A 20,413-nucleotide genomic window follows, 5' to 3' on the forward strand; every position below is an offset into this window, starting at 1 on the left:
AAAAACATAGATAAATTTTGAGAATTCCAGAACTTCACCACAAGCAAGGATGCAACATCGATTAATTAGCGCCTTCAGACACTTAGAGTGAAAAACTACCACCCACTTAACTGGAGGAGGTTTCAGGCGCGAAGTTAATTCGCTTGTTATACCCGCTCACTAAACGCCAGCCTGATGCCGAGTGCTGCAAAGCTAGTTGCAAAGAGCTTCTGAATTGCAATGCTTGCTTTCTCTGATTTAATAATGAATGCGCTAAAACTACCTGATAGAAAACCATACACAATAAAAACGCCAAACGTCATTATCATGAACACAACGCCAAGTGTAAGCATGCTATCCAATGCACCTTCTGTTGTAGCTGGAATAAGCTGAGGAAGAAACGCTAGAAAGAAAATAGATAATTTTGGGTTTAGTATATTTAGCAAAAAGCCTTTTACTAAGATGCCTGAGTATTTGCTGTCTGACTGCTGGTTAGAAACTGATAAAGGAGATGAGGAACGCCACATTTGATATGCCAAATAAAGCAAGTAGACAGCTCCAATGTATTTAACGATTTGAAACGCTATTACACTAGTGTGAAAAATTGCAGCCAAACCAAAAGCGCTTGTTAAGAGTGCTGGAATGATGCCTAAAGTGCATCCTAGGGCAGCAAATAAACTTGCTTTTCTACCAATAAACAATCCGGCAGCCACAGTATACAACACTCCGGTCCCCGGAATTAAAACTACAACTAACGAAGTAAGTAAAAACTCTAAAGATATCATCCGGTGTATCCTTCTCCTGCAAGGGTATAACGTCCAGCTCGCATATTTTGTGGGCAATCGTGCTGCTTTTTGTTATGCATTAGCCTCTCCGCCAGTCTTTAATAGTTTCAATAAGTAGGGCTATGGAAATTACTAGAAGGAAAAAGGCAATACCATAGCCCACGGCACCATCTACTTTTGCTCCTTTGGCCTCCCAATGCCCATAGGTTATAAGCTGGTATAGCATTGCAAAAGATATGAAGCCACTAGTAAATAGTGCTAGTAACATATGCCGCAAATTGAAAAGCTTTTTCCCAAAAGCAAGCTCCCCCCAAGAAGGAGTCTCGATTTTTCTATCGAGGCCTTTTCGACGCCATCGGCGGTCTTTGAGATTAGACACAGTTTTTATGCATAACGCCCACAGCAGGGGCGGCTGAAGAGAAGCGTAGGCCGTCCCGCAGAGGCCCCTATAGGGGCCGACGCTAACTGCCTGTGATTGTTAGCATGTTCACTATTTGACTTCAATATCATGACTTTCCCAACTTTCAAAGTGGTTAAACCAACTAAGGATGAAAGAGCCACTGGGAGCTTTTTTTACAAAGTAGCCAATTCCTTTGCCTGGCTGTTTGTAAAGGTTTACCTCACATGAGTACTCTGAAGCCCGGACATATTGTGGCGACAACGACTTTAGCGCTTCTGGGATATCCTCATGCATTAAAGTGCGCTCTTCTCCATCCTTTATTAACTTCGAGCACTCATTAATTATTAGCTCGTGCTCGATACTGCCATGTTTGCTCAGAAGTTCTTTAGCCTCGCCGATTGAGTTAATAGAGTTTATATCCCACAACCAGACAAATCCTATAGTTAAGAATATAAGGATTGCTGAAACTCCAATAGTTCCAAGAAACAGCCAACGCAGTATTCTATATAAAAATTTCATATTTACTGAATGCTAACGCCACCGGCAGGGGCAGCTTACCTTGTGCACGTTTTGCGCGAAAATGGGAGCGCAGCGACCCGCGCAAAACGTGCACAAGGTAAGCTGTCCGGAGGGCCGCAGGCCCGGAGCAAACTGCCCGGCATAGTTATGAGTTTCCGCGACTTCAGTGGGCACCGTATTCTCCCAGGCTTGGAAAAGCCAACGTAGTTATAACGAGAGAAAACATTACTAAGGATTTTATTAAAAGCTCTACTCTTGATCTACGCCAAATTTCGGGTGAACCTTCCATGTTGCTCCATTCTCCCGGCATATCATCATCTAGCGTGACCAAGTGACCGATCACAGCCCACACCGATAGACCGCAAAGTGTATAGATGTACGCAACACCCGCGAAAATTGACAACCCAACTACAACGACTAGGATAAACAAGCTTGATAGAAATATATTTATTTTCTCATTCACAATGAAACCTAGTCATTCGGACTCATAACGCCCGCAACAGGGGCGACCAATGCTATGCACGTGTGGCACGGAACTCCAAAATTGTTTTGGGCATACTATAGCGGTCTATCGTTTTTTCCCCAAAGTACGTGATATCCCATTTCTTGTTGAAGAGCCTACATAAGTCAGTCTTGTCGAAGAAACGCTTAGCTTGATTATTTACAATAAACAAGTTCGATTCAATTTCAGGGTAACCAGTTGCTCCGTAGTTGGCATCCTTTTTCGAATTTACCCGACCGATTAAAATGCCGCCGGGCGTTAATACCCTATAGATCTCGGATACTATCTCTTCAGTTTTAATCCAATCAAAGTAATGTAAGCAAAGACTTGCTACAACCACCTCAAAACTACTCGACTCATATGGCAAGCGGTCGCTATGATCTAGCTCTTCAATATTTAACAGATCATTTCGCACCAAATCAGTCGCTATCAAACTACTCGCGATAGATCTTAGAATTTGCGTATCTATACCGGTACCTGCACCAAGCTCTAGAACTGACTTTCCCTTTATCTCTTTTAACCAGCTGTCCAGCCACCTGTAATCAGATTTCATACTACATTCAGTGCATAACGCCTTGCACACGGGCTTGAGCTGCATAGCAGCGAAAGTCCGAGCCCACGCAGTGGGCTAACGTGCTGCAACTGGTTATGTGTGATTTTATTTATGCCCATGATATTAACCACTTTGACTCTTTAAAATATTGCTCTAATGATTCGTAGTCCTCTACCCAGTCGTCGTAGCCTTCTGCTTCTGGGTTGCTGAAGTCACGAGAGATTAAAACAAGACAATTCTCTGAACAGGCCTTTTTTGCCGGGCGTTCGTGCTGCTGCTTGTTATGTGTTTGATTTAGCGGCAATAACCTTACCTAAAACAACTAAGCCAGCCCCTAAAATTAATGTAGCCAATACATAGTTTTGGGCACCCTCTGTAGCTACAACTTTATAGTAAGTGTGACTATCCTCGCCGGTAAAGAAATTACTTATTGTTATCCAAAAATCTACCGGCAAGAAATTGCTCATAAAAGCCAACCCTGAATATGCAATAAATATCCAACCAAACCTTACACACCACTTAGAGATCTTTTTCATGGATTACACATAACGCCCAAAGCAGCGGCACGCGTTAGCGCGTCCAGCCCGCAGGGCGATGCTGCCTTTGCTTGTTATGTTTTTACTCGCCAAGCCCATTAAGAAAACCCTCTGGATCGCTAACGAACTTAGCTGCATTTGATTTAAGAATATACTGTTTGAGCTCGAAAACGTTTGGATTGAGCATTACCTTTTGCCCAGGAACAAACAACACACAATTTAGTAAAGAAGCAGCCTCACAGAGAACAGACATAATACTTGTGATATTTTCTCTCAGATCGAACCTAAACCCAATTGAAAATATCTCACCTTCTTCGTGCCACACACTTATATCGTGCACCTTATCATTGCCCCAGAGGGATAAATCTTCAGACCACGAATCTGCTTTGGGCAATATAGGTGAGAATATAGCATCGAGGTCTTTGGTGGGCTGGTTCTCGACCCACGCGCAAGTAGTATCGAATCCATCCTCTCCATAAAGAGATTCAACCTCAAAATTATTCTCTTCAGCCCACTTGGCAGGGACGAACTCAATTGGAATTTGCCAAACTGCCACTTAATTCTCCTGAAACATAACGCCCTGCAGAAGGGGCCGCAGTGGAGGCGCTTGTTTTTGTGCAAGCGTAGCGGCCAGCACAAAAACAAGCGCCGGAACGGAGGTCCCTCTTGCTGAGTTGGTTAGAGCGCCGATCTACCATGAAAGCCAACATATAAATCTTGTAGATTGCCAGGAAGTTTTTCCCAATAAGGTTTTGACTTATCTTTTGGCACTTGCCAAAACAGATTTTCTACAAACGCTACATCAATTGCGTTTTGTAGGTCGTCCTCGCCCTGCGTATAGGCATGGCCTATATCGACTAGCATGGAAACCACCTCTTCTGAAGGAGTACCTTTTAACATTGCCCCATTTACTGCGTTTGCTAACGATTCAAACCACGAATATGAAGAAAACTCCATTTTAACGAGGCTATTCCAATAGCTATCGTATAGCTTATCCGCCCTAGTGGAAACTTCAGGAAATCTAGTTTTCACGCTTTTATAGTAATCGTCCAGATTCATTTCTTATTTCCGTAAGAGCTCTAACGCCCGGCTCAGCCGAGCCCAATGCGGAAGTTGCCTTGTGTTAAGTTGGGAGCGCAGCGAACCAACACAAGGCAACTGGAGTGTTGGGCTTCGCGCTGCAGCCGTTTGTTACATGTTTGCCGCATTAGTAATGGCTTTTGCACATGCTACAGGATTTGACTGCGCTATAAAATGCCCCCCTAAAACCTCTATTTTTGTGAAGTTTGGGCACAATGAAGCCAAATACTGAACAGAACGACTAGCAATTAGAAGATCTTTGCTTGGTTTTATATAAGTCACAGGACAAGTAATTTTCTTAGTAGGTTTGTCCACGTAAGCGATATTTCTCAGGCGCTCTTTTAACTTTTTGATATCAGTATGCCCAAGTGAATGGAAAACAGGACTTACAAGCTGAATGCCACCTGACATATTAAAGCCGACAATATAGAGCAATAACCTTGTTAGGTGATTAGGCTTCAAAATTGAGGTTGGGATTATAGAAGCAAGGCGTGAATAAATAGATGGCCTAGAAACAAAGCTAGCCAAGAATACCAATCCTTTGACTCGCTCCCCTAGTAAACTACAAAGCTCATATGCCACGCGACCAGAATATGACTCCCCAACTATCAAGACGTCTTCATCGGCGTAAAGGGATGCGATTTCTTGGGCTTGTCCGTAGTACGATAGAGATGAAATTGAAGAATATGAAACTACTTCAACATGTAACGTCGAAGGTAATTCTTTCATCAAGTCTTTAAAAAGGTAGCCTGTACCGTCAAGCCCAGGAAGCAGAATAATTTTCATCTTACATGTAACGCCCGCAACAGGGGCGACCAATGCTATGTACATTTTGTGTGAAACTGGGAGCGCAGCGACCCGAACAAAATGTGCATAGCGTTGGGCGTCCCGCGGAGGCCCGAAGGGCCGGAGCAAACTGCTTGCGTTTGTTATGCATTGATACCCACCAAACTACCAACCAAACCTACCACAACAGAAATTAGCACTAATTGGGTTAGCACCCAAAATGCAGAAAAATACACTTTTGACACTCCACGGTGAACCACAGCCGATGAGTACGCCACCTGACTGAGTTTGTCATAAGCGAGGAGCAATGGGACTAGAAGTAACAGGTACCAAACAGCTCCCTTGGACATCTGGCCGATAATCAGCGCAACAAAAATGTAATAAGGAATTCCTAAAAACCACAATAATTTCATTTTATTCTCACCGACCTACGACACCGATGCATAACGCCGCCAACAGCTGCGGCTTTGTAGTTGGTTGGTATTGCGCTAGCGTAGCGGAAAGCGCTAAGCCAAGCAACGGAAAAGCGGTCAGATGCTTGGCTTTGTTATGAGTTTTTAATACCGCGTATTGTTTTAACTATATGATGTATTAACCCACCAGCTATGAACAACCATAACCCTATACCCACAAGCATGTTCATCCAATATCCACCAGGATCGTCTGCTAATGTATATTGCTCTCTGCCCCCCCTTCCTATACTGCCCATCTCGCCAGAAAAGTACCCATTTGCGAGCAGCACTGCACCCAGCACTAAAGCTATCAACATTAGTAATATTGCAGTAATTAACTGCAATATTTTCATTGTTTTTGGTTCTTCCACTCCGTACTACCCATTACTCATAACGCCCACAGCAGGGGCGGCTTACCTTATGCGCTTTTTGCGCGAAAATGGGAGCGAAGCGACAGCGCAAAACGTGCATAAGGTAAGACGTCCCGCGGAGGCCCGAAGGGCCGTAGCTTCACTGCCTGTGTTTGTTATGTGTTATGTGTTATGTGTTGTCTATTGCTCTTCATCACGCAGCCTATCTCTGCATTCAGCTATAAAGTCCTTATATTCAAGACCGGAATCTTGATGTAGAGCTTTTTCAAAGACACAGCATAGATTCCAAAGAGCTCTTTCTTCAGCCTGGTCTTCGATTCTTAGCTTATCGGTGTCACTGAATCTACGAACCAATTCGAACAGAACCCATGCTTCGTCCTCAGTGACGGTAATCTTTACTTCCTTGCCCATGATCTCTTTTTACACATAACGCCTAAAGCACTTGCGTCAAAACTAAAGCGAAGCGGCAGTTTGACGTCGGGTGCCTTTACTTGTTACATGCTGGTGAGCTGTGGATCATGCCAAACATCCACATACTCTCCAGCTATTAAAAATCTATAACCCGGCGGCAATGCAAGATATTGCTCCACTTCAGGTAAATATTCTGAGATATGTCTAACGTGCAATGGCTTGAAAAAATCTGCATCTTGAGACATTTCTTCGCCGCACCAAATATACCAACCACTTGTTCCGTTTTCTGGATTATGTCGCAAGCCATTGATCGGGACCTTGCCAATGGTTTCGATAGCAATACCTAGCTTCTGTTTACCCATGCAAGGAAAAGGTAGAGTATTGAATCTTTTACATACTTCCTTTTGACTAGACACAATTTTTCCTAAGGCATGTAACGCTCTGCGCACAGGCGAGCGAAACGTAGTGTAGCGAGTCCAGCCCGCGCTTTTTGCGGGCGATTGTGCCGCAGTTTGTTATAAGTTATTGCCACGATGTTTCTTCCTTAACGCCCTAGCACTAACTGGCTTTAGTGGGCAGTATTTTGCAAAAACAAACTCAGCTAAAAACGGACCCGCAAGTAGTAAGGAGCCAAAAACCAGTAAACTTTGAAGTCTCAATCCCAAGTAAATAGCAAGGATAGGTATAAACGCCCATCCGAATGCTATTACCCTCTTAGATAAGGCTGCATATTCATACTGGAAAAAGCATTTCTCACAATGCATTCTACTTGAGAAAGATAACATCTTTACCTTTACAGTTTTCTCTTTACATTTTGGGCATTTTCTCATCATGACTTATAACGCCTCACTCAACGGACGCGCCAGTGTTCCGTTGCAGTGACTTGTATGGTTGTTCTTGCCCGATTCTGATGTTGAAAATCCTTTTCGCTAACGGGTAAATTGAGACCCACCTTCGGCGGCCACCGAAGGCCTTGTTTATCACAGTTCGCTGCCTGGCCGGTTCGTAAAAGACCGATAACAAGTATGAACGTGATAAGCACTCACTAGGCATAACTCGTATAGTCATGTGGGCCTCGAGCCCGAATAGCAAGGCGGAGATAGCTTATCTTATGGAACCTCAAGAGATCAATGTCGGTATCGATACCAGCAGTAAACAACTCGATATTTATGTGAGACCTACTGGCCAATTCTTTAGTGTTACCAATGATAAAAATGGTATTAAGGATGCCATTAAACAACTACAACCTCTTAAACCTGAAAGAGTATTGATCGAGTCCACAGGAAGGCTAGAATTAGAATTTGTCTGTGCTGCTCATAAAGCGGGACTGCCGATAGTTGTTTGCAATCCTTCACAAGTAAGAAACTTTGCAAAGTCAGCGGGGCGGCTCGCAAAAACAGATAAGCTGGATGCAATTGATATCGCACATTTTGGTGAAGCAATGAAGCCAAGATTGTCATCGATCAAACCTGAAAAACTCAGAAATATCAGTGATTTGCTGACGGTCAGGAACCAGTGCTTAGAAATGAGCACAATGCAAAAGAATCGCCTCAAGAGAATGCCTAAGTCTGTTCACAAGCCCATTCAGGCTATCTTAAAGGCCATCAAAAAAGAGCTAGAAGGAGTCGATAAGCAACTGGATAAACTTGTTAACAGCGTTGCCGAGTGGCGACAAAAACGCGATCTCTTATTAAGCGCTAAAGGAGTCGGCAATGTACTGGCTTACACACTAATGAGCGAACTTCCTGAGCTGGGCAAGCTGAACCGCAAAGAGATTGCGGCACTTGTGGGTATCGCCCCGATGAATCGTGATAGCGGCAGCTTCCAGGGTAAGCGCTATATTCGAGGTGGGCGACATCGTGTACGCACGGTTTTGTTTGTTTCTATGATGTCGGCAATACAATGCCACCCTAAATTAAAGCCAATGTATGAGCGCCTGGTCGCTGCTGGTAAACCAAAGAAAGTAGCCCTTATCGCATGTATGAGGAAGCAACTTACCATTCTAAATACGATGGTAAAAAACAACACTTACTGGGATGAGAAAATGGCTTAAATACTTGACAAAGGACCATAGTCACTTTGTTAAGTGTTTGCTCATACGACGTTATATAGCTCTATTTTTGATGAGTGATGGTGATTGATTTCTTTTATTGCACCTTGAAGATTGGTTACGCCCACCTTAGTACCGAAGTAAAGCGTGTATTTTCCTGAGACTTCATCTTCGACTGTGTATTCATACTCAATGTCGAAGTGCTCACACAGGACATCTTCTATGTAATCACGATGTTCCCAATCGTCGAGAACCAATATTGGATTCCCGTCCTGATCAAGAGCAACTATCAATTCTTTTCTGAACTTCGCATTCTCCATAATGACACTAACGACTACAACAGGGGCGGCTGGAGCGTAGCGTAGGCCGTCCCGCGAAGGGCCAAAGGCCCGTAGCAACCTGCTTGTACTTGTTATACTTTTCTTGCGTCAAGTTAATCACCGACCGTACCAATTGAAAAAATGAAAAATAATATTGCTAGAGAGCCGACAAGAAACCATTGCCCATGCACAACAAACACAATCATACCAAGCAACAAGAAAATAATTATTAGAGTTAACCCTAGATCGTTAAGAATTTTCTTGCGCTTCAGTTTTTTAAACTTTGATTTTAATGCCTTTCCTGACAATGACTCTACGTTATTTTTCAAATATTAATCTCTCTAAATGTATAACGCCAAGCTCACCCGCGGAGGCGCGATAGCGCCGGAGTCGGGTGCAGCTTTTTGTTAGCTGTATTTTTCGGACCGTAGTAATGCTCTAAATTCATTTTCTAGGCTTTCCAAAAGAACCGGAACTTGTTCGCTGAACGACTTATATGCTTTAGCCCATTCTTCCTCATGCTGACTTTCACTGAGGCCACCACTTGAATACGCTCCCAAGGCAAAAATATATTTATAAGATGGCATCTGAGTATCCTTAAAAGCTTGTTCTATTTGATCACATAGGTTCTTACTCAGATAGAGCTTATTTGATTGGAAAATATCGCGAAACTCTCCAGAACCATCAGTGAGTTGGGATAACAGCTCCTGCCGCTCTTCCTCATCTACATGGGGAGCTGACAGAATGAAGGACTTACACAGGGAAACGTATTTGATCAGCCCAACGTATATAGCAGAAACAGCTTCAGTTCTTTTTTCATGCAGCTTTGAATATATGATCTGCCTATCAACTCCGCCTCTTTTAAGCCATTCAGTAATGAGCGACTTCGCAAGCCACGCTAAAACCGCTATAAGCACTGCGTTGCCGCCAAACGCCACCAATATTGCTTGCCAAGTTTCCATAGTTTTACTCGATCTGAACAGCTAACGCCCACAGCAGGGTCGGCTTACCTTGTGCGCCTTTTGCGCGAAAATGGGAGCGTAGCGACCAGCGCAATGGTGCACAAGGTAAGACGACCCGCGGAGGGCCGAAGGCCCGGAGCTTTACTGCCTGTGATTGTTAGTAACTTGGTGGCACTCACTCTGCGGTACCTCCAGCGCCATAAGGTTACTTAGGGAGCTTAGTACCACACCAAGGGCAGTACGAGATGAGATTCCCTCCGCCAATCACTCTTTCTGGAACCTCAATGTACCAGGCTGAATCTCCTTGGAATGAACTGGTGAATTTAACAATAATTTCATCACCACTCTCAGCTTCCTCTACAGAAGAAAATAGGCCGATACAGCAGTAATTTTTTATTTTCTCAACTCTGTCCATATCACTCAACGCAAAGAAACTTCGTTTCACTCATATTGCTAACGCCCACAGCAGGGGCGGCTTACCTTGTGCGCCTTTTGCGCGAAAATGGGAGCGAAGCGACCCGCGCGAAGGTGCACAAGGTAAGCCGTCCCGCGGAGACCCGAAGGGCCGTAGCAAACTGCCTGTGATTGTTAGGCATGAATCACCCACTATGGCTGGATATTTACCTCCAAGCGAATGGGCCAACTATCTCGTGGTGGGTTTGGAAACCTGTTATTCGCAAACCAGATAGCCACGCACGATGAATAATGGTTTATGGGGCGCACCTCAACCATTTTAGCCTTGCCGTCCAGATCTATAGTAGCAACTAGCTGATAGTATCCTGAGGTTGCTCTAATTTTTGTTGAAGCTTGAAAGCACTCTCTATCGGCGTCCCACGCACTTTCCCGCACCAATTTCTCGTACTTCTTTCCCTCTTCAGATTGCATAGCCGCTTCAGCAAACAGAATTCGTGCGTCGAAGTTTTCAGCACAAACTGCAATTGAAAAGACAAGAAGTATCAGCAACCACAATAATTTCATACTGGTTATTGCCTAACATTTATATAGTGATCATCATGACCACTATTATCCTGATTACTATTTCAGAGGCAATCCCACGACAGCCCCCTTTGAATCACTTTAAAATCATATAGTTATACAAAAATGATACGAAGGTGCAATATGGAAATATGGTCACTGCGACCACTATCCCTAAATATACCACTTTACGTAACTCATTGTATTTAATTATTTTTTGAGCACATTTGCTAAACCTATCAAAATAACGGTCACGATGACCGAAATTCCAGCTCGCATCTGGTCATGTTTTTTGTAAAACTGTATATATAACCAGAGTTAGGTGTGTTTAAATGGATGACATTCCTATACCGATCCCCAAAAGCTCCTCTCGATTTATGGATCGATTGCGAACTTTTATGCGATCAAAGTATTTGGCATACAAAACCGAGCAAACCTATTGCTATTGGATTAAAGACTTCATTCGCTTTAACCAGATGCGCCACCCAGAAGTGTTAGGCAAGGCTGAAGTGAATAACTGGCTCAGTCATTTGGCAACGAACCGATCCGTATCAATCAATACCCAGAAAACGGCTTTGAATGCAGTCGTATTTTTATACAAGCAGTTTATGGGTCTTGAACTAGGTGAGCTTAAATTTCACAGCAGCCACCGCCCCAGGCGGCTGCCAGTGGTTTTCAGCCATGTGGAGGCGACAGATATTTTGGGTCAGCTTACTGGCCCGGCAAAGCTTACTGCATCTTTGATGTACGGTTCCGGTCTTAGGGTCATGGAAGCGGTGCGGCTTCGGGTGAAAGACATTGATTTTACAGAGCAGTGCTTATTCGTACGTGAAGCCAAAGGTGAAAGGTGGAGAAGGACCCTACTACCTAAATCTATTATTGAACCTTTAAGGGCCCAAATTCGCTATGCCCTCTCGCTCCACCAGCAGGATCTCGTTGAAGGATATGGCGAGGTCTATCTCCCATTTGCACTAGCCAGAAAGTTCCCAAAGGCTGCCACCAACCCCGTTTGGCAATATATATTTCCTGCTAGAGAGTGCTCTCTCGATCCTCGTAGCAATATCATACGAAGGCATCATATTGGAGAACAACAGATAAGGCGTGCAGTTGCCAGGGCTATTTCGAGCTTGGGTATACGAAAAAAAGCCAGCTGTCACACCTTCAGGCATTCATTCGCTACCAACCTATTAAGATCGGGTGCAGACATTCGTAATATTCAAGAGCTTCTTGGTCACAATGATATAAATACTACGATGATCTATACCCACGTGATTGGTGTACATGAACGCGGGATTAGCAGTCCATTAGATTAGATTGAACCCCAGTCATGACCTCTAAAAACGGCTGAGTTTTAAGTCCTTTTCTCACTCTTTGCTAAAAGACCCGTTGCTTTTTAACAGGGTACTCTGTAGTAAATATTTTCACAGTCAATCTCAAAACCTAAAGACTGATATAATTGACGTGCGCGATTGTTTCTTTTCTCTGTTTTAAGTTCAATACGAATGGCCTTAGTTTCTTTTGCAAAATCTATCGCAGCCTGGATCAACTTTTTAGAAACGCCCCTACCCCTAAAGCGGCTTGACACCCCTAAGTCATTTAAAATCCACAGGCGTGTGAGAGCAAGGGAAGAAAAGCTGGGATAAAGATTCACAAAACCCATTACCTCAGAACACTCGGAATCTATTGCTATAAAAAGCGTGGAAGCCTGACTGTCAATCAAGCTGCCCAGAAAAGTCTCAGTTCCAATTAAGTCCGATTTATAGCCACAATATACCCTGTATTCATCAAATAATTGAACCACCTCAGGTAGATGATGGCTTTCACATCGTAATATTTTCACAATGTCCCCTCGCAATTTACAAAAGCATTTCAGCTTACCAAATTAGCTGCAAGTCAGTTCTTGCAGCTAATCCAAGGGGGCATCAGTAGAGAAATGTCGCAGTCCCAGTAGCAATTAATTCTTCCCGGTCATTACTCAACTCCATACGCGCAACCACGAGTTTATTGCCCGTGCGTAGAATCGAGCCTTCACAGAGAAAATGCTCCCCCCTTCCGGGCTTTAAATAATCCACGCGCATATCTACCGTACCCAGCTTAGAAAGGCGATCGGCTTTTTCTTTCCAGTGCAGATCCCCCATGCGCTGATATGCAGCAACCATTGCGGTAAGGCCACCGACGGTATCCAGAGCGGTGGCAATTACGCCGCCGTGCAAAATATTCGTCCATACGTTACCTATCAACTCCGGACGTTGTTGAAAGCCCGCGGAGAGAGTAAGTGCCTCTAGGTCTAGGGAGCGCATTTCAAGGCCAATCTGCTGATTAAAAGGAATCTTTTCAAAAAATCCCTTTACCAACTCCTGAAATTCATGGGGAGAGGGCTCTGTCATAATCTTGCAACCCGGTTGAGACCATCCAGTGCGGCACTACGGTAGGCCTCTGCCATGGTGGGGTAGTTAAATGTGGTGTTAACGAAATAATCGATGGTGTTATTTGGCGAGGGCTGCTTCATGATAGCCTGACCAATATGCACAATCTCTGCCGCTTCGGCACCAAAACAGTGAATGCCGAGAATTTCACGGGTTTCAATATGGAACAGGATCTTGAGCATGCCCACGCGCTCACCAGAGATCTGTGCGCGTGCAGTGTGTTTAAAGAGCGCGCGCCCCACCTCATAGGGTACCTTGGCGGCTGTCAGTTCGGATTCTGTTTTTCCTACTGAGGAAATTTCCGGCAGGGTATAAATACCAGTGGGCGCATCCTCGATTACACGGTGCCCGCGGCCGGCAATAGCTGCTGCTACCGCCCTACCCTGGTCATAGGAGGCACTGGCAAGGCTGGGCCAACCAATAACATCACCCACTGCAAAGATATTATCCACTTCCGTGCAGTAATGATCATCTACGCTTAACTGGCCGCGGTGATTCGCTTCGAGGCCGACATTTTCCAGACCCAGGGAGCTGGTATTACCTGTACGACCATTGCACCAGAGCAGTGCGTCTGCATGGATACGCTTACCTGATTGCATTTCCATAATCACGCCCTGATCATTGGGGAGCACACGCGCATACTCCTCCTGGTGACGAACGGTAACGCCCATATCGCGCAAGTGGTAACTCAAGGCATCAGAGATCTCATCATCCAGAAATTCCAACAGGCTGCTGCGGGTATTGATCAAATCTACCTTGATACCAAGACCAGCGAAAATAGAAGCGTATTCACAGCCAATCACGCCGGCGCCGTAGATCATGATGGAATGCGGCGTATGCTGCATATCCAGAATCATATCGCTGTCGTAGACACGCTCGTGATCAAAGTCCACATCTGCGGGACGATATGGACGGGAACCCGTGGCAATAATAAATTTTTTCGCGGTGACAATTTCTGTGGCGCCATCGGGCAGCTGTACTTCTACACTATTCGCATCACGGAAATTTGCCGCCCCAACGATTAGCTCAACCCGATTACGCGCATAAAAAGAGGTGTGCATTTCCACTTGATAGGAAATCACTTTATTGACTGTTTGCATCACCTGAGGGAAGGTTAGGCGGCGCGGTTCACCCAAAGCACGAAAAACACTCTGAGTGTTATAACGCATTAATTGTTTGACAGAGTGGCGCAGAGCTTTGGAGGGAATGGTGCCCTTATGGGTACAGTTACCGCCAACTACTTGGCGTTTTTCAATCACTGCGACACGCATGCCTTTTTTCGCGGCGCTCATTGCGGCGGCCTCACCAGCGGGACCAGAACCAATTACAACCAAGTCAAACTTTTGCTCTGCCATCTATAGCTCTAATTCTATTTTTCCAAAACGGAGTATGAGATTTAAGAATGCCTCACACTCAATACTAAAATCAGCACAGAAGGTGCCAATGATATAAAACAACAAGCCCGTTAATTACGGGCTTGGGAGAGATTGCTTACTTGCGCTTAGTCGCGTCGTAAGCGAGGTCTTCAGCGGCAACCTTTTGCTGACGCTTACGCTCTTGCTCTTTTTCGCACTCATCGTCGTTGCCACCACAAATGGTGCAGTCCTGCTTCATGCCGATATTATTCAGGCCTCCACAGGAGCCTTTTAGTGGCTTATTTTGCACCATGGCGCCGAGTGCCATTCCGGCAACTACTAACAGCATGGCAATAAATGCAAAGATAAATATTGTCATTACTCAGACCTCTCTAAGTAGGGTGCGAAGGCGCGGCTATAGCGCTCCTCGAAACCCTTATCAGTTTTTACCAGCATGAAAACAGCCAGGTTTTCACGTTCGGCCAAAGCCAACCCTTCTTCAGCCCCAAGTACATTGAGAGCGGTAGCAAGGCCATCTGCTTCAGCACAGGTATCTGCCAGCACGGTTACCGAGGCCAGCTTGTGCTGTAACGGTCGACCAGTGCGGGGGTCAATACTGTGTGCATAGCGCACTCCATCGCGTTCATAGTAATTCCGGTAATCACCACTGGTAGCCACCGCCTTACCACTAACACCAATGGGCTGTTGAACCATCTGGCCGAATGAGTCAGGTGCTTCAATACCAATTATCCAGATCCTACCTTTTGGATTCACACCCAGGGTACGCAGTTCACCGCCGATTTCGACCAAGTAGTTGCGAATTCCCTGTTGCTCCAGCAACAGTGCAACCCGGTCGACGCCGTGCCCCTTGGCGATAGCCGAAAGGTCAATTTCTACTGGTCTCTGACGAGTGATCGTATCCGGTTTACGGGTCACTTTAAGTGCATCGGAGCCGACTACCTTTTGCAGGCCAGCTATCTCCGCATCGGAGGGAATTTTCTCAGGCTCTGGTTGGGGACCAAATCCCCACAAGTTAACCAGTGGGCCAACGGTAACCTCGAAGGCACCCTGACTGCGTCGATAAATATCCAGGGACAGCGCCACAATATCTACCAGCGGCTCACTGACCGGGATGGCCTCACCTACAGGACCGCGGTTGAAACGCATCAACTCCGAGTCCTCGATATAGGTGGACATCTCCTGGTTGACCTGCTGCAGCTCATCGTCAATTAACGCTTGCAGCTCGCTACGCTTTACGCTTTGCGGTACATCGACAACCGTGATGTGATAAGTGGTCCCCATGGTGCGGCCACTAAGCTGCCAGTTTTCCGCTGCCGGAGTACAGGCAGTGAAAATTACAGTTGCCCAAAGCAAAAACAGGGCCGGAAGAACGGGCCCTGTTTTTGCTTTTATCGGGGCTTTGATTGCGTTTAGCAAACTAAGCTCTCCGTTTAACCACCGAAGTCATCAAGGAGGATATTTTCATCCTCTACGCCCAAGTCTTTGAGCATGCTGATTACTGCGGCGTTCATCATGGGTGGTCCACACATGTAGTACTCACAGTCTTCCGGAGCCGGGTGGTCCTTCAGGTAGTTTTCATACACCACGTTGTGAATGAAACCGGTGTAACCCGTCCAGTTGTCCTCCGGCTGCGGATCAGACAAAGCCACATGCCACTTGAAGTTATCAAACTCAGCAGCCAGACCGTTGTAGTCATCTTCGTAGAACATCTCGCGCAGAGAACGCGCGCCGTACCAGAAGCTGATCTTGCGCTTGGAATTCAGACGCTTGAGCTGGTCGAAGATGTGTGAACGCATCGGCGCCATACCGGCACCACCACCGATAAACACCATCTCGTTGTCGGTTTCCTTGGCGAAGAACTCACCGAAGGGGCCGTACACCTTGATCTTGTCACCCGGCTTCAGGCTGAACACGTAGGAAGACATCTGACCCGGGGGGATACCCTCGGTACGGGGTGGCGGAGTCGCGATACGGATGTTGAACTTAACAACACCTTTTTCTTCCGGGTAGTTAGCCATGGAGTAGGCGCGAACCACAGGCTCGGTGACCTTGGACTCCAGCTTGAAGAAGCCAAAGTGCTCCCAGTCACCGCGGTACTGGTCTTCTACTTCGAAGTCGGCAAATTTAACGTGGTGAGCTGGGGCCTCCAGCTGTACATAACCACCTGCACGGAAGTCAACGTTTTCGCCTTCGGGCAGACGCAAGGTCAGCTCCTTAATGAAGGTGGCAACGTTGGGGTTGGATTCCACAGTGCACTCCCACTGCTTCACTCCGAACACCTCTTCCGGCACTTCGATTTCCATGTCCTGCTTAACCGCAACCTGACAGGAAAGACGCTTGCCTTCTTTTGCATCGCGCGGGGTGAAGTGAGCCGCTTCAGTCGGCAGCATATCGCCACCGCCGGCAGTCACTTTACACACACACTGCGCACAACTGCCGCCGCCACCGCAGGCGGAGGCCAGGAACAGGTTATTGGCAGCCAGGGTTTGCAGCAGCTTGCCGCCGGCTGGCACGGTGAGAGTCTTCTCACCGTTAACCAAAATGTTGACGTTGCCGGTGTTTACCAGGCGCGAGCGGGCCGCAAGGATCACCGCCACCAGCGCCAGTACGATGACGGTAAACATCGCTACGCCGAGGATAATTTCAATACTCATTCTATTGTTTTCCCCGCTTAGATATCGATGCCGCCGAAGGACATGAAGCCCAGGGACATCAGACCAACGGTTACGAAGGTGATGCCCAGACCTTTCAGGCCATCCGGAACGTCACTGTACTTCAGCTTTTCACGAATACCGGCCAGAGCGGTAATCGCCAGTGCCCAACCGAGGCCGGCACCGAAACCGTAGGCAACACTCTCACCGAACGCGTATTCGCGCTCAACCATGAACAGGGAGGCACCCATGATGGCGCAGTTCACGGTGATCAGCGGCAGGAATACACCCAGGGCGTTGTAGAGCGCTGGTACATATTTATCCAGGAACATCTCCAGGATCTGTACCAGTGCCGCAATTACGCCGATGTAGGACAGCAGGCCGAGGAAGCTCAAGTCCACATCGGGGTAACCGGCCCAGGCCAGTGCACCGTCTTTCAGCAGGTAGGTGTAAATCAGGTTGTTCACCGGTACTGTCAGAGTCAGTACCACGATAACCGCAACACCCAGGCCAATCGCAGCTTCGATCTTCTTCGATACGGCCAGAAAGGTACACATACCGAGGAAGAAGGCCAACGCCATGTTTTCAACGAAAACGGCGCGGATAATCAAAGAAATATAATGTTCCATGGATTAGGCCTCCTGCGCTTGGGAATTAGGCGCAATCTTGAACTCGTCTTGCTCAACCTGGGCAGGCTTCCAGGCGCGGATTGCCCAGATGAACAGGCCGATCAGGAAGAATGCACTGGGCGGCAATAACAGCAGGCCGTTGGGGATATACCAGCCGCCGTTGCTCACGGTGGTCAGGATGTCCACACCGAACAGTTTGCCAGCGCCGAACAGTTCACGGATTACCGCGAGACCAATCAGGATAACGCTGTAGCCCAGACCGTTACCGAGACCATCGAAGAAGCTGGGCAGCGGCGGGTTCTTCATAGCGAAGGCTTCCGCACGACCCATTACGATACAGTTGGTAATGATCAGGCCAACGAATACGGACAACTGCTTGGAGATGTCGTATGCCAATGCCTTGATCAACTGGTCCACCAGGATTACCAATGAGGCAATCACGGTCATCTGAACGATGATGCGGATACTGTTCGGGATCTGGTTGCGGATCAGAGATACCGCAACGTTGGAACAGGCCACAACCGAGGTCAGAGCGATACACATTACCAGGGTTACCTGCAGCGAGCTGGTTACAGCCAGTGCGGAACAGATGCCCAAGATCTGCAGTGCGATCGGGTTGTTGTTAAAAATCGGCTCTAGCAGAGTCTCTTTGATTTTCATGCTTATGCCTCCCCTGCTTTCAGGTTTTTCAGGAAGGGACCATAACCTTGGTTACCCAGCCAGAAGTTCACCAGGTTGCTAACGCCCTTACTGGTCAGAGTTGCACCGGACAGGCCGTCTACTTCGTGAATCGCATTCGGGCTGTTGGGGTTAACCTGGCCTTTGATCACAGCGATATCTACGTCGCCTTGCTTGTTGAAGACTTGCTTACCAACCCACTGGGCTTTCCAGTTAGGGTTGTCCACTTCGCCACCCAGTCCGGGAGTTTCCTTGTGCTCGTAGAAGCCGAGGCCCGCTACGGTGTCTAGGTTGCTCTCCAGCGCGAGGAAGCCGTACAAGGTACCCCAAAGTCCGTAGCCACGGACAGGCAGAATGATCTTGTCCAGTTGGCCGTCTTTCTCTACCAGGTAAACCTCTTTAATGTTTTCCCGACGGATAATCTTGGCGGTGTCCTCGTCTGCCGGCAGTCTCTCACTGGCAGAGGGAATCTTGGAAGCAGCGCGACCGCTGCCGCCAGCCGGCGCTTCATCGGTGAACTTACCGGTGTTCAGATCAACGTATTTGATCTTCACATCGGCGAAGGCTTTCTCTACTTCCGCTTTGTTAGCGCGAGAGTCCTTCAGCAGGCCACCAGCCATCAGTACGTTACGCTTCATGTCCAGCTCGGCATTCGCCTGCTGGGCAGGCTTCAGCATTACCGCCGCAGTGGAAACCACCACAGAGCACACCAGGCACATTACCAGCGCGACAATCAGAGTACCGGTTACGGAATCTTTATTAGCCACGTGCCAACCTCCGTTTGATATTGGACTGCACCACAAAGTGGTCAAACAGCGGAGCGAACAGGTTAGCGAACAAGATCGCCAGCATCATGCCTTCCGGGAAGGCCGGGTTCACTACACGAATCAGGACAACCATCACCCCGATCAGAATGCCGTACCACCAGCGACCAGTGTTGGTCATAGCAGCGGAAACCGGGTCAGTGGTCATAAAGATCAGGCCGAAAGCAAAACCGCCCACCACCAAGTGCCAGTACCAGGGTACCTGGAACATCGGGTTGGTTTCGGAACCGATCATGTTGAACATAAATGCGGTGGCCATCATACCCAGCAGAGTGCCGGCTACGATGCGCCAGCTGGCGATCTTCATGCCCATCAGAATTACACCGGCAATCAGGATAGCCAGGGTAGAAGTTTCACCGATGGAACCATGTATCTTGCCGAAGAAAGCGTCGAACCAGGTTACCTGGCCAACCGCAGCATTCACGATACCGTTCTGGATACCTTCGCTGGCCATGACAGACAGCGCGGTAGCGCCGGTGTAACCGTCAACCGCAGTCCAAACTGCATCGCCAGACATCGCTGCCGGATAGGCGAAGAATACGAACGCACGACCGGTAAGTGCCGGGTTGAGGAAGTTTTTGCCGGTACCACCGAACACTTCCTTACCAATCACCACACCGAAGCTGATGCCCATAGCCACCATCCACAGAGGCAGATCCGGCGGACAGGTTAAGGCAAACAGGATGGAGGTTACGAAGAAACCTTCGTTCACTTCGTGACCGCGCACAGCGGCGAACAACACTTCCCAGATACCACCCACAATAAAGGTGACCGCATAAATCGGCAGGAAGTACATGGCTCCGTAGACAAAGTTGTCCCACAGGCTCGCAGGGTTATAGGAGGTCAGAGCACCAATAATGGCGTGACGCCAGCCGGACAGATCCGGATTGGTCATACCTTCCAGAATAGTGTTGGCCTGGAAACCGATATTCCACATACCGTAGAAGGCAGGGATCATCGCACAAGCCCACACGGTGATCATAATACGCTTCAGGTCGATACCATCGCGCACATGAGAGGTGGTCTTGGTTTTATCAGCCGGCTGGAACAAGCCAGTATCAATGGCCTCAAAGAGGGCATAGAACTTTTCGAACTTGCCGCCTTTGTGGAATTTCGGTTCGATGGAATCGAGGAATTTACGCAACATA

29 protein-coding genes are annotated in these 20,413 nt (G+C 47.2%); 2 read left to right on the forward strand and 27 right to left on the reverse strand.

The genetic code is table 11. The features are described 5' to 3' along the window. Positions 1 to 146 precede the first annotated feature (146 nt). The 12 genes from ACJJIJ_RS09025 to ACJJIJ_RS09080 form a co-directional block, all read right to left on the reverse strand. Complete coding sequence (locus tag ACJJIJ_RS09025) at positions 147 to 764, reverse strand: LysE family translocator (RefSeq protein ID WP_444939346.1); 618 nt, start codon at positions 762 to 764, stop codon at positions 147 to 149. A gap of 79 nt (positions 765 to 843) precedes the next feature. Then, positions 844 to 1,143, reverse strand: a complete 300-nt coding sequence (locus ACJJIJ_RS09030) for a hypothetical protein (RefSeq protein WP_252081932.1) — start codon at positions 1,141 to 1,143, stop codon at positions 844 to 846. A 111-nt stretch (positions 1,144 to 1,254) separates the two neighbouring features. Beyond that, the gene (locus tag ACJJIJ_RS09035) at positions 1,255 to 1,683 is read right to left on the reverse strand and encodes a hypothetical protein (protein ID WP_444939347.1); all 429 of its coding nucleotides are present in this window, start codon (positions 1,681 to 1,683) and stop codon (positions 1,255 to 1,257) included. 515 nt (positions 1,684 to 2,198) lie between these two features. After that, a complete protein-coding gene (locus ACJJIJ_RS09040) occupies positions 2,199 to 2,738 on the reverse strand; it encodes a class I SAM-dependent methyltransferase (protein ID WP_444939348.1) in 540 nt (179 codons plus the stop codon). Positions 2,739 to 3,019: 281 nt separating this feature from the next. Then, positions 3,020 to 3,274, reverse strand: a complete 255-nt coding sequence (locus tag ACJJIJ_RS09045; protein WP_444939349.1) for a hypothetical protein — start codon at positions 3,272 to 3,274, stop codon at positions 3,020 to 3,022. Positions 3,275 to 3,356: 82 nt separating this feature from the next. Beyond that, on the reverse strand, positions 3,357 to 3,830 hold the full coding sequence (locus ACJJIJ_RS09050) for a hypothetical protein (protein ID WP_444939350.1): 474 nt from the start codon (positions 3,828 to 3,830) through the stop codon (positions 3,357 to 3,359). 122 nt (positions 3,831 to 3,952) lie between these two features. Continuing rightward, positions 3,953 to 4,333: a DUF7674 family protein gene (locus tag ACJJIJ_RS09055; RefSeq protein WP_444939351.1), complete on the reverse strand. Its 381-nt coding sequence runs from the start codon at positions 4,331 to 4,333 to the stop codon at positions 3,953 to 3,955. Positions 4,334 to 4,465: 132 nt separating this feature from the next. Beyond that, a complete protein-coding gene (locus tag ACJJIJ_RS09060; RefSeq protein ID WP_444939352.1) occupies positions 4,466 to 5,140 on the reverse strand; it encodes an alpha/beta fold hydrolase in 675 nt (224 codons plus the stop codon). 143 nt (positions 5,141 to 5,283) lie between these two features. Beyond that, complete coding sequence (locus ACJJIJ_RS09065; RefSeq protein WP_252085442.1) at positions 5,284 to 5,553, reverse strand: hypothetical protein; 270 nt, start codon at positions 5,551 to 5,553, stop codon at positions 5,284 to 5,286. Positions 5,554 to 5,687: 134 nt separating this feature from the next. Continuing rightward, positions 5,688 to 5,963: a hypothetical protein gene (locus ACJJIJ_RS09070; RefSeq protein WP_444939353.1), complete on the reverse strand. Its 276-nt coding sequence runs from the start codon at positions 5,961 to 5,963 to the stop codon at positions 5,688 to 5,690. Positions 5,964 to 6,143: 180 nt separating this feature from the next. Then, positions 6,144 to 6,374: a hypothetical protein gene (locus ACJJIJ_RS09075; RefSeq protein WP_444939354.1), complete on the reverse strand. Its 231-nt coding sequence runs from the start codon at positions 6,372 to 6,374 to the stop codon at positions 6,144 to 6,146. An 83-nt stretch (positions 6,375 to 6,457) separates the two neighbouring features. Beyond that, positions 6,458 to 6,790 carry an immunity protein Imm33 domain-containing protein gene (locus ACJJIJ_RS09080; protein ID WP_444939355.1) on the reverse strand — a complete coding sequence of 111 codons (333 nt, stop codon included), beginning with the start codon at positions 6,788 to 6,790 and terminating at the stop codon, positions 6,458 to 6,460. A gap of 695 nt (positions 6,791 to 7,485) precedes the next feature. Between ACJJIJ_RS09080 and ACJJIJ_RS09085 the strand changes: the two genes are divergently transcribed. Then, positions 7,486 to 8,427, forward strand: coding sequence for an IS110 family RNA-guided transposase (locus tag ACJJIJ_RS09085; protein ID WP_444939356.1), 942 nt, complete (start codon positions 7,486 to 7,488; stop codon positions 8,425 to 8,427). Positions 8,428 to 8,468: 41 nt separating this feature from the next. On the opposite strand, the gene ACJJIJ_RS09090 is transcribed toward ACJJIJ_RS09085, so the two are convergent. The 5 genes from ACJJIJ_RS09090 to ACJJIJ_RS09110 all read right to left on the reverse strand — a co-directional run bounded on the left by ACJJIJ_RS09090 (position 8,469) and on the right by ACJJIJ_RS09110 (position 10,684). Further along, complete coding sequence (locus tag ACJJIJ_RS09090) at positions 8,469 to 8,744, reverse strand: hypothetical protein (protein WP_444939357.1); 276 nt, start codon at positions 8,742 to 8,744, stop codon at positions 8,469 to 8,471. Positions 8,745 to 8,857: 113 nt separating this feature from the next. Beyond that, on the reverse strand, positions 8,858 to 9,073 hold the full coding sequence (locus ACJJIJ_RS09095) for a hypothetical protein (RefSeq protein WP_444939358.1): 216 nt from the start codon (positions 9,071 to 9,073) through the stop codon (positions 8,858 to 8,860). Positions 9,074 to 9,151: 78 nt separating this feature from the next. Then, positions 9,152 to 9,706: a hypothetical protein gene (locus tag ACJJIJ_RS09100; protein WP_444939359.1), complete on the reverse strand. Its 555-nt coding sequence runs from the start codon at positions 9,704 to 9,706 to the stop codon at positions 9,152 to 9,154. 205 nt (positions 9,707 to 9,911) lie between these two features. Then, the gene (locus ACJJIJ_RS09105; protein WP_444939360.1) at positions 9,912 to 10,121 is read right to left on the reverse strand and encodes a hypothetical protein; all 210 of its coding nucleotides are present in this window, start codon (positions 10,119 to 10,121) and stop codon (positions 9,912 to 9,914) included. Between the two features lie 191 nt (positions 10,122 to 10,312). After that, entirely contained in the window at positions 10,313 to 10,684 is a 372-nt protein-coding gene (locus ACJJIJ_RS09110) for a hypothetical protein (protein ID WP_444939361.1), read from the reverse strand. Positions 10,685 to 11,013: 329 nt separating this feature from the next. Here ACJJIJ_RS09110 and ACJJIJ_RS09115 point away from each other — a divergent pair, with 329 nt between their 5' ends. Further along, positions 11,014 to 11,994, forward strand: coding sequence for an integron integrase (locus tag ACJJIJ_RS09115; protein ID WP_444939362.1), 981 nt, complete (start codon positions 11,014 to 11,016; stop codon positions 11,992 to 11,994). An 80-nt stretch (positions 11,995 to 12,074) separates the two neighbouring features. Here ACJJIJ_RS09115 and ACJJIJ_RS09120 read toward each other — a convergent pair whose 3' ends face one another. The 10 genes from ACJJIJ_RS09120 to ACJJIJ_RS09165 all read right to left on the reverse strand — a co-directional run bounded on the left by ACJJIJ_RS09120 (position 12,075) and on the right by ACJJIJ_RS09165 (position 20,412). After that, positions 12,075 to 12,521: a GNAT family N-acetyltransferase gene (locus tag ACJJIJ_RS09120; protein ID WP_444939363.1), complete on the reverse strand. Its 447-nt coding sequence runs from the start codon at positions 12,519 to 12,521 to the stop codon at positions 12,075 to 12,077. 82 nt (positions 12,522 to 12,603) lie between these two features. Next, a complete protein-coding gene (locus ACJJIJ_RS09125) occupies positions 12,604 to 13,068 on the reverse strand; it encodes a thioesterase family protein (protein WP_252081947.1) in 465 nt (154 codons plus the stop codon). Beyond that, positions 13,065 to 14,462, reverse strand: a complete 1,398-nt coding sequence (sthA, locus tag ACJJIJ_RS09130) for a Si-specific NAD(P)(+) transhydrogenase (RefSeq protein ID WP_252081948.1) — start codon at positions 14,460 to 14,462, stop codon at positions 13,065 to 13,067. The genes ACJJIJ_RS09125 and sthA overlap by 4 nt, the downstream gene beginning before the upstream one ends. 136 nt (positions 14,463 to 14,598) lie before the next feature. Then, the gene (gene nqrM, locus ACJJIJ_RS09135; RefSeq protein WP_252081949.1) at positions 14,599 to 14,841 is read right to left on the reverse strand and encodes a (Na+)-NQR maturation NqrM; all 243 of its coding nucleotides are present in this window, start codon (positions 14,839 to 14,841) and stop codon (positions 14,599 to 14,601) included. Beyond that, positions 14,841 to 15,899, reverse strand: coding sequence for an FAD:protein FMN transferase (locus tag ACJJIJ_RS09140; protein ID WP_444939364.1), 1,059 nt, complete (start codon positions 15,897 to 15,899; stop codon positions 14,841 to 14,843). Before ACJJIJ_RS09140 ends, nqrM begins: the two co-directional genes overlap by 1 nt. Positions 15,900 to 15,913: 14 nt before the next feature. Beyond that, positions 15,914 to 17,137 (reverse strand): NADH:ubiquinone reductase (Na(+)-transporting) subunit F, encoded by a 1,224-nt coding sequence (gene nqrF / locus ACJJIJ_RS09145; protein ID WP_252081951.1) that lies wholly within the window; start codon positions 17,135 to 17,137, stop codon positions 15,914 to 15,916. Between the two features lie 17 nt (positions 17,138 to 17,154). Then, the gene (gene nqrE / locus ACJJIJ_RS09150) at positions 17,155 to 17,763 is read right to left on the reverse strand and encodes an NADH:ubiquinone reductase (Na(+)-transporting) subunit E (RefSeq protein ID WP_020413086.1); all 609 of its coding nucleotides are present in this window, start codon (positions 17,761 to 17,763) and stop codon (positions 17,155 to 17,157) included. 3 nt (positions 17,764 to 17,766) lie between these two features. Further along, positions 17,767 to 18,423: an NADH:ubiquinone reductase (Na(+)-transporting) subunit D gene (locus ACJJIJ_RS09155; RefSeq protein WP_252081952.1), complete on the reverse strand. Its 657-nt coding sequence runs from the start codon at positions 18,421 to 18,423 to the stop codon at positions 17,767 to 17,769. A 2-nt stretch (positions 18,424 to 18,425) separates the two neighbouring features. Continuing rightward, positions 18,426 to 19,208, reverse strand: a complete 783-nt coding sequence (locus tag ACJJIJ_RS09160) for a Na(+)-translocating NADH-quinone reductase subunit C (protein ID WP_252081953.1) — start codon at positions 19,206 to 19,208, stop codon at positions 18,426 to 18,428. Further along, a complete protein-coding gene (locus ACJJIJ_RS09165; protein ID WP_252081954.1) occupies positions 19,201 to 20,412 on the reverse strand; it encodes an NADH:ubiquinone reductase (Na(+)-transporting) subunit B in 1,212 nt (403 codons plus the stop codon). The genes ACJJIJ_RS09160 and ACJJIJ_RS09165 overlap by 8 nt, the downstream gene beginning before the upstream one ends. Position 20,413: the final 1 nt, after the last annotated feature.

This window comes from Microbulbifer mixtoriginis (SeqCode) (assembly GCF_052467945.1).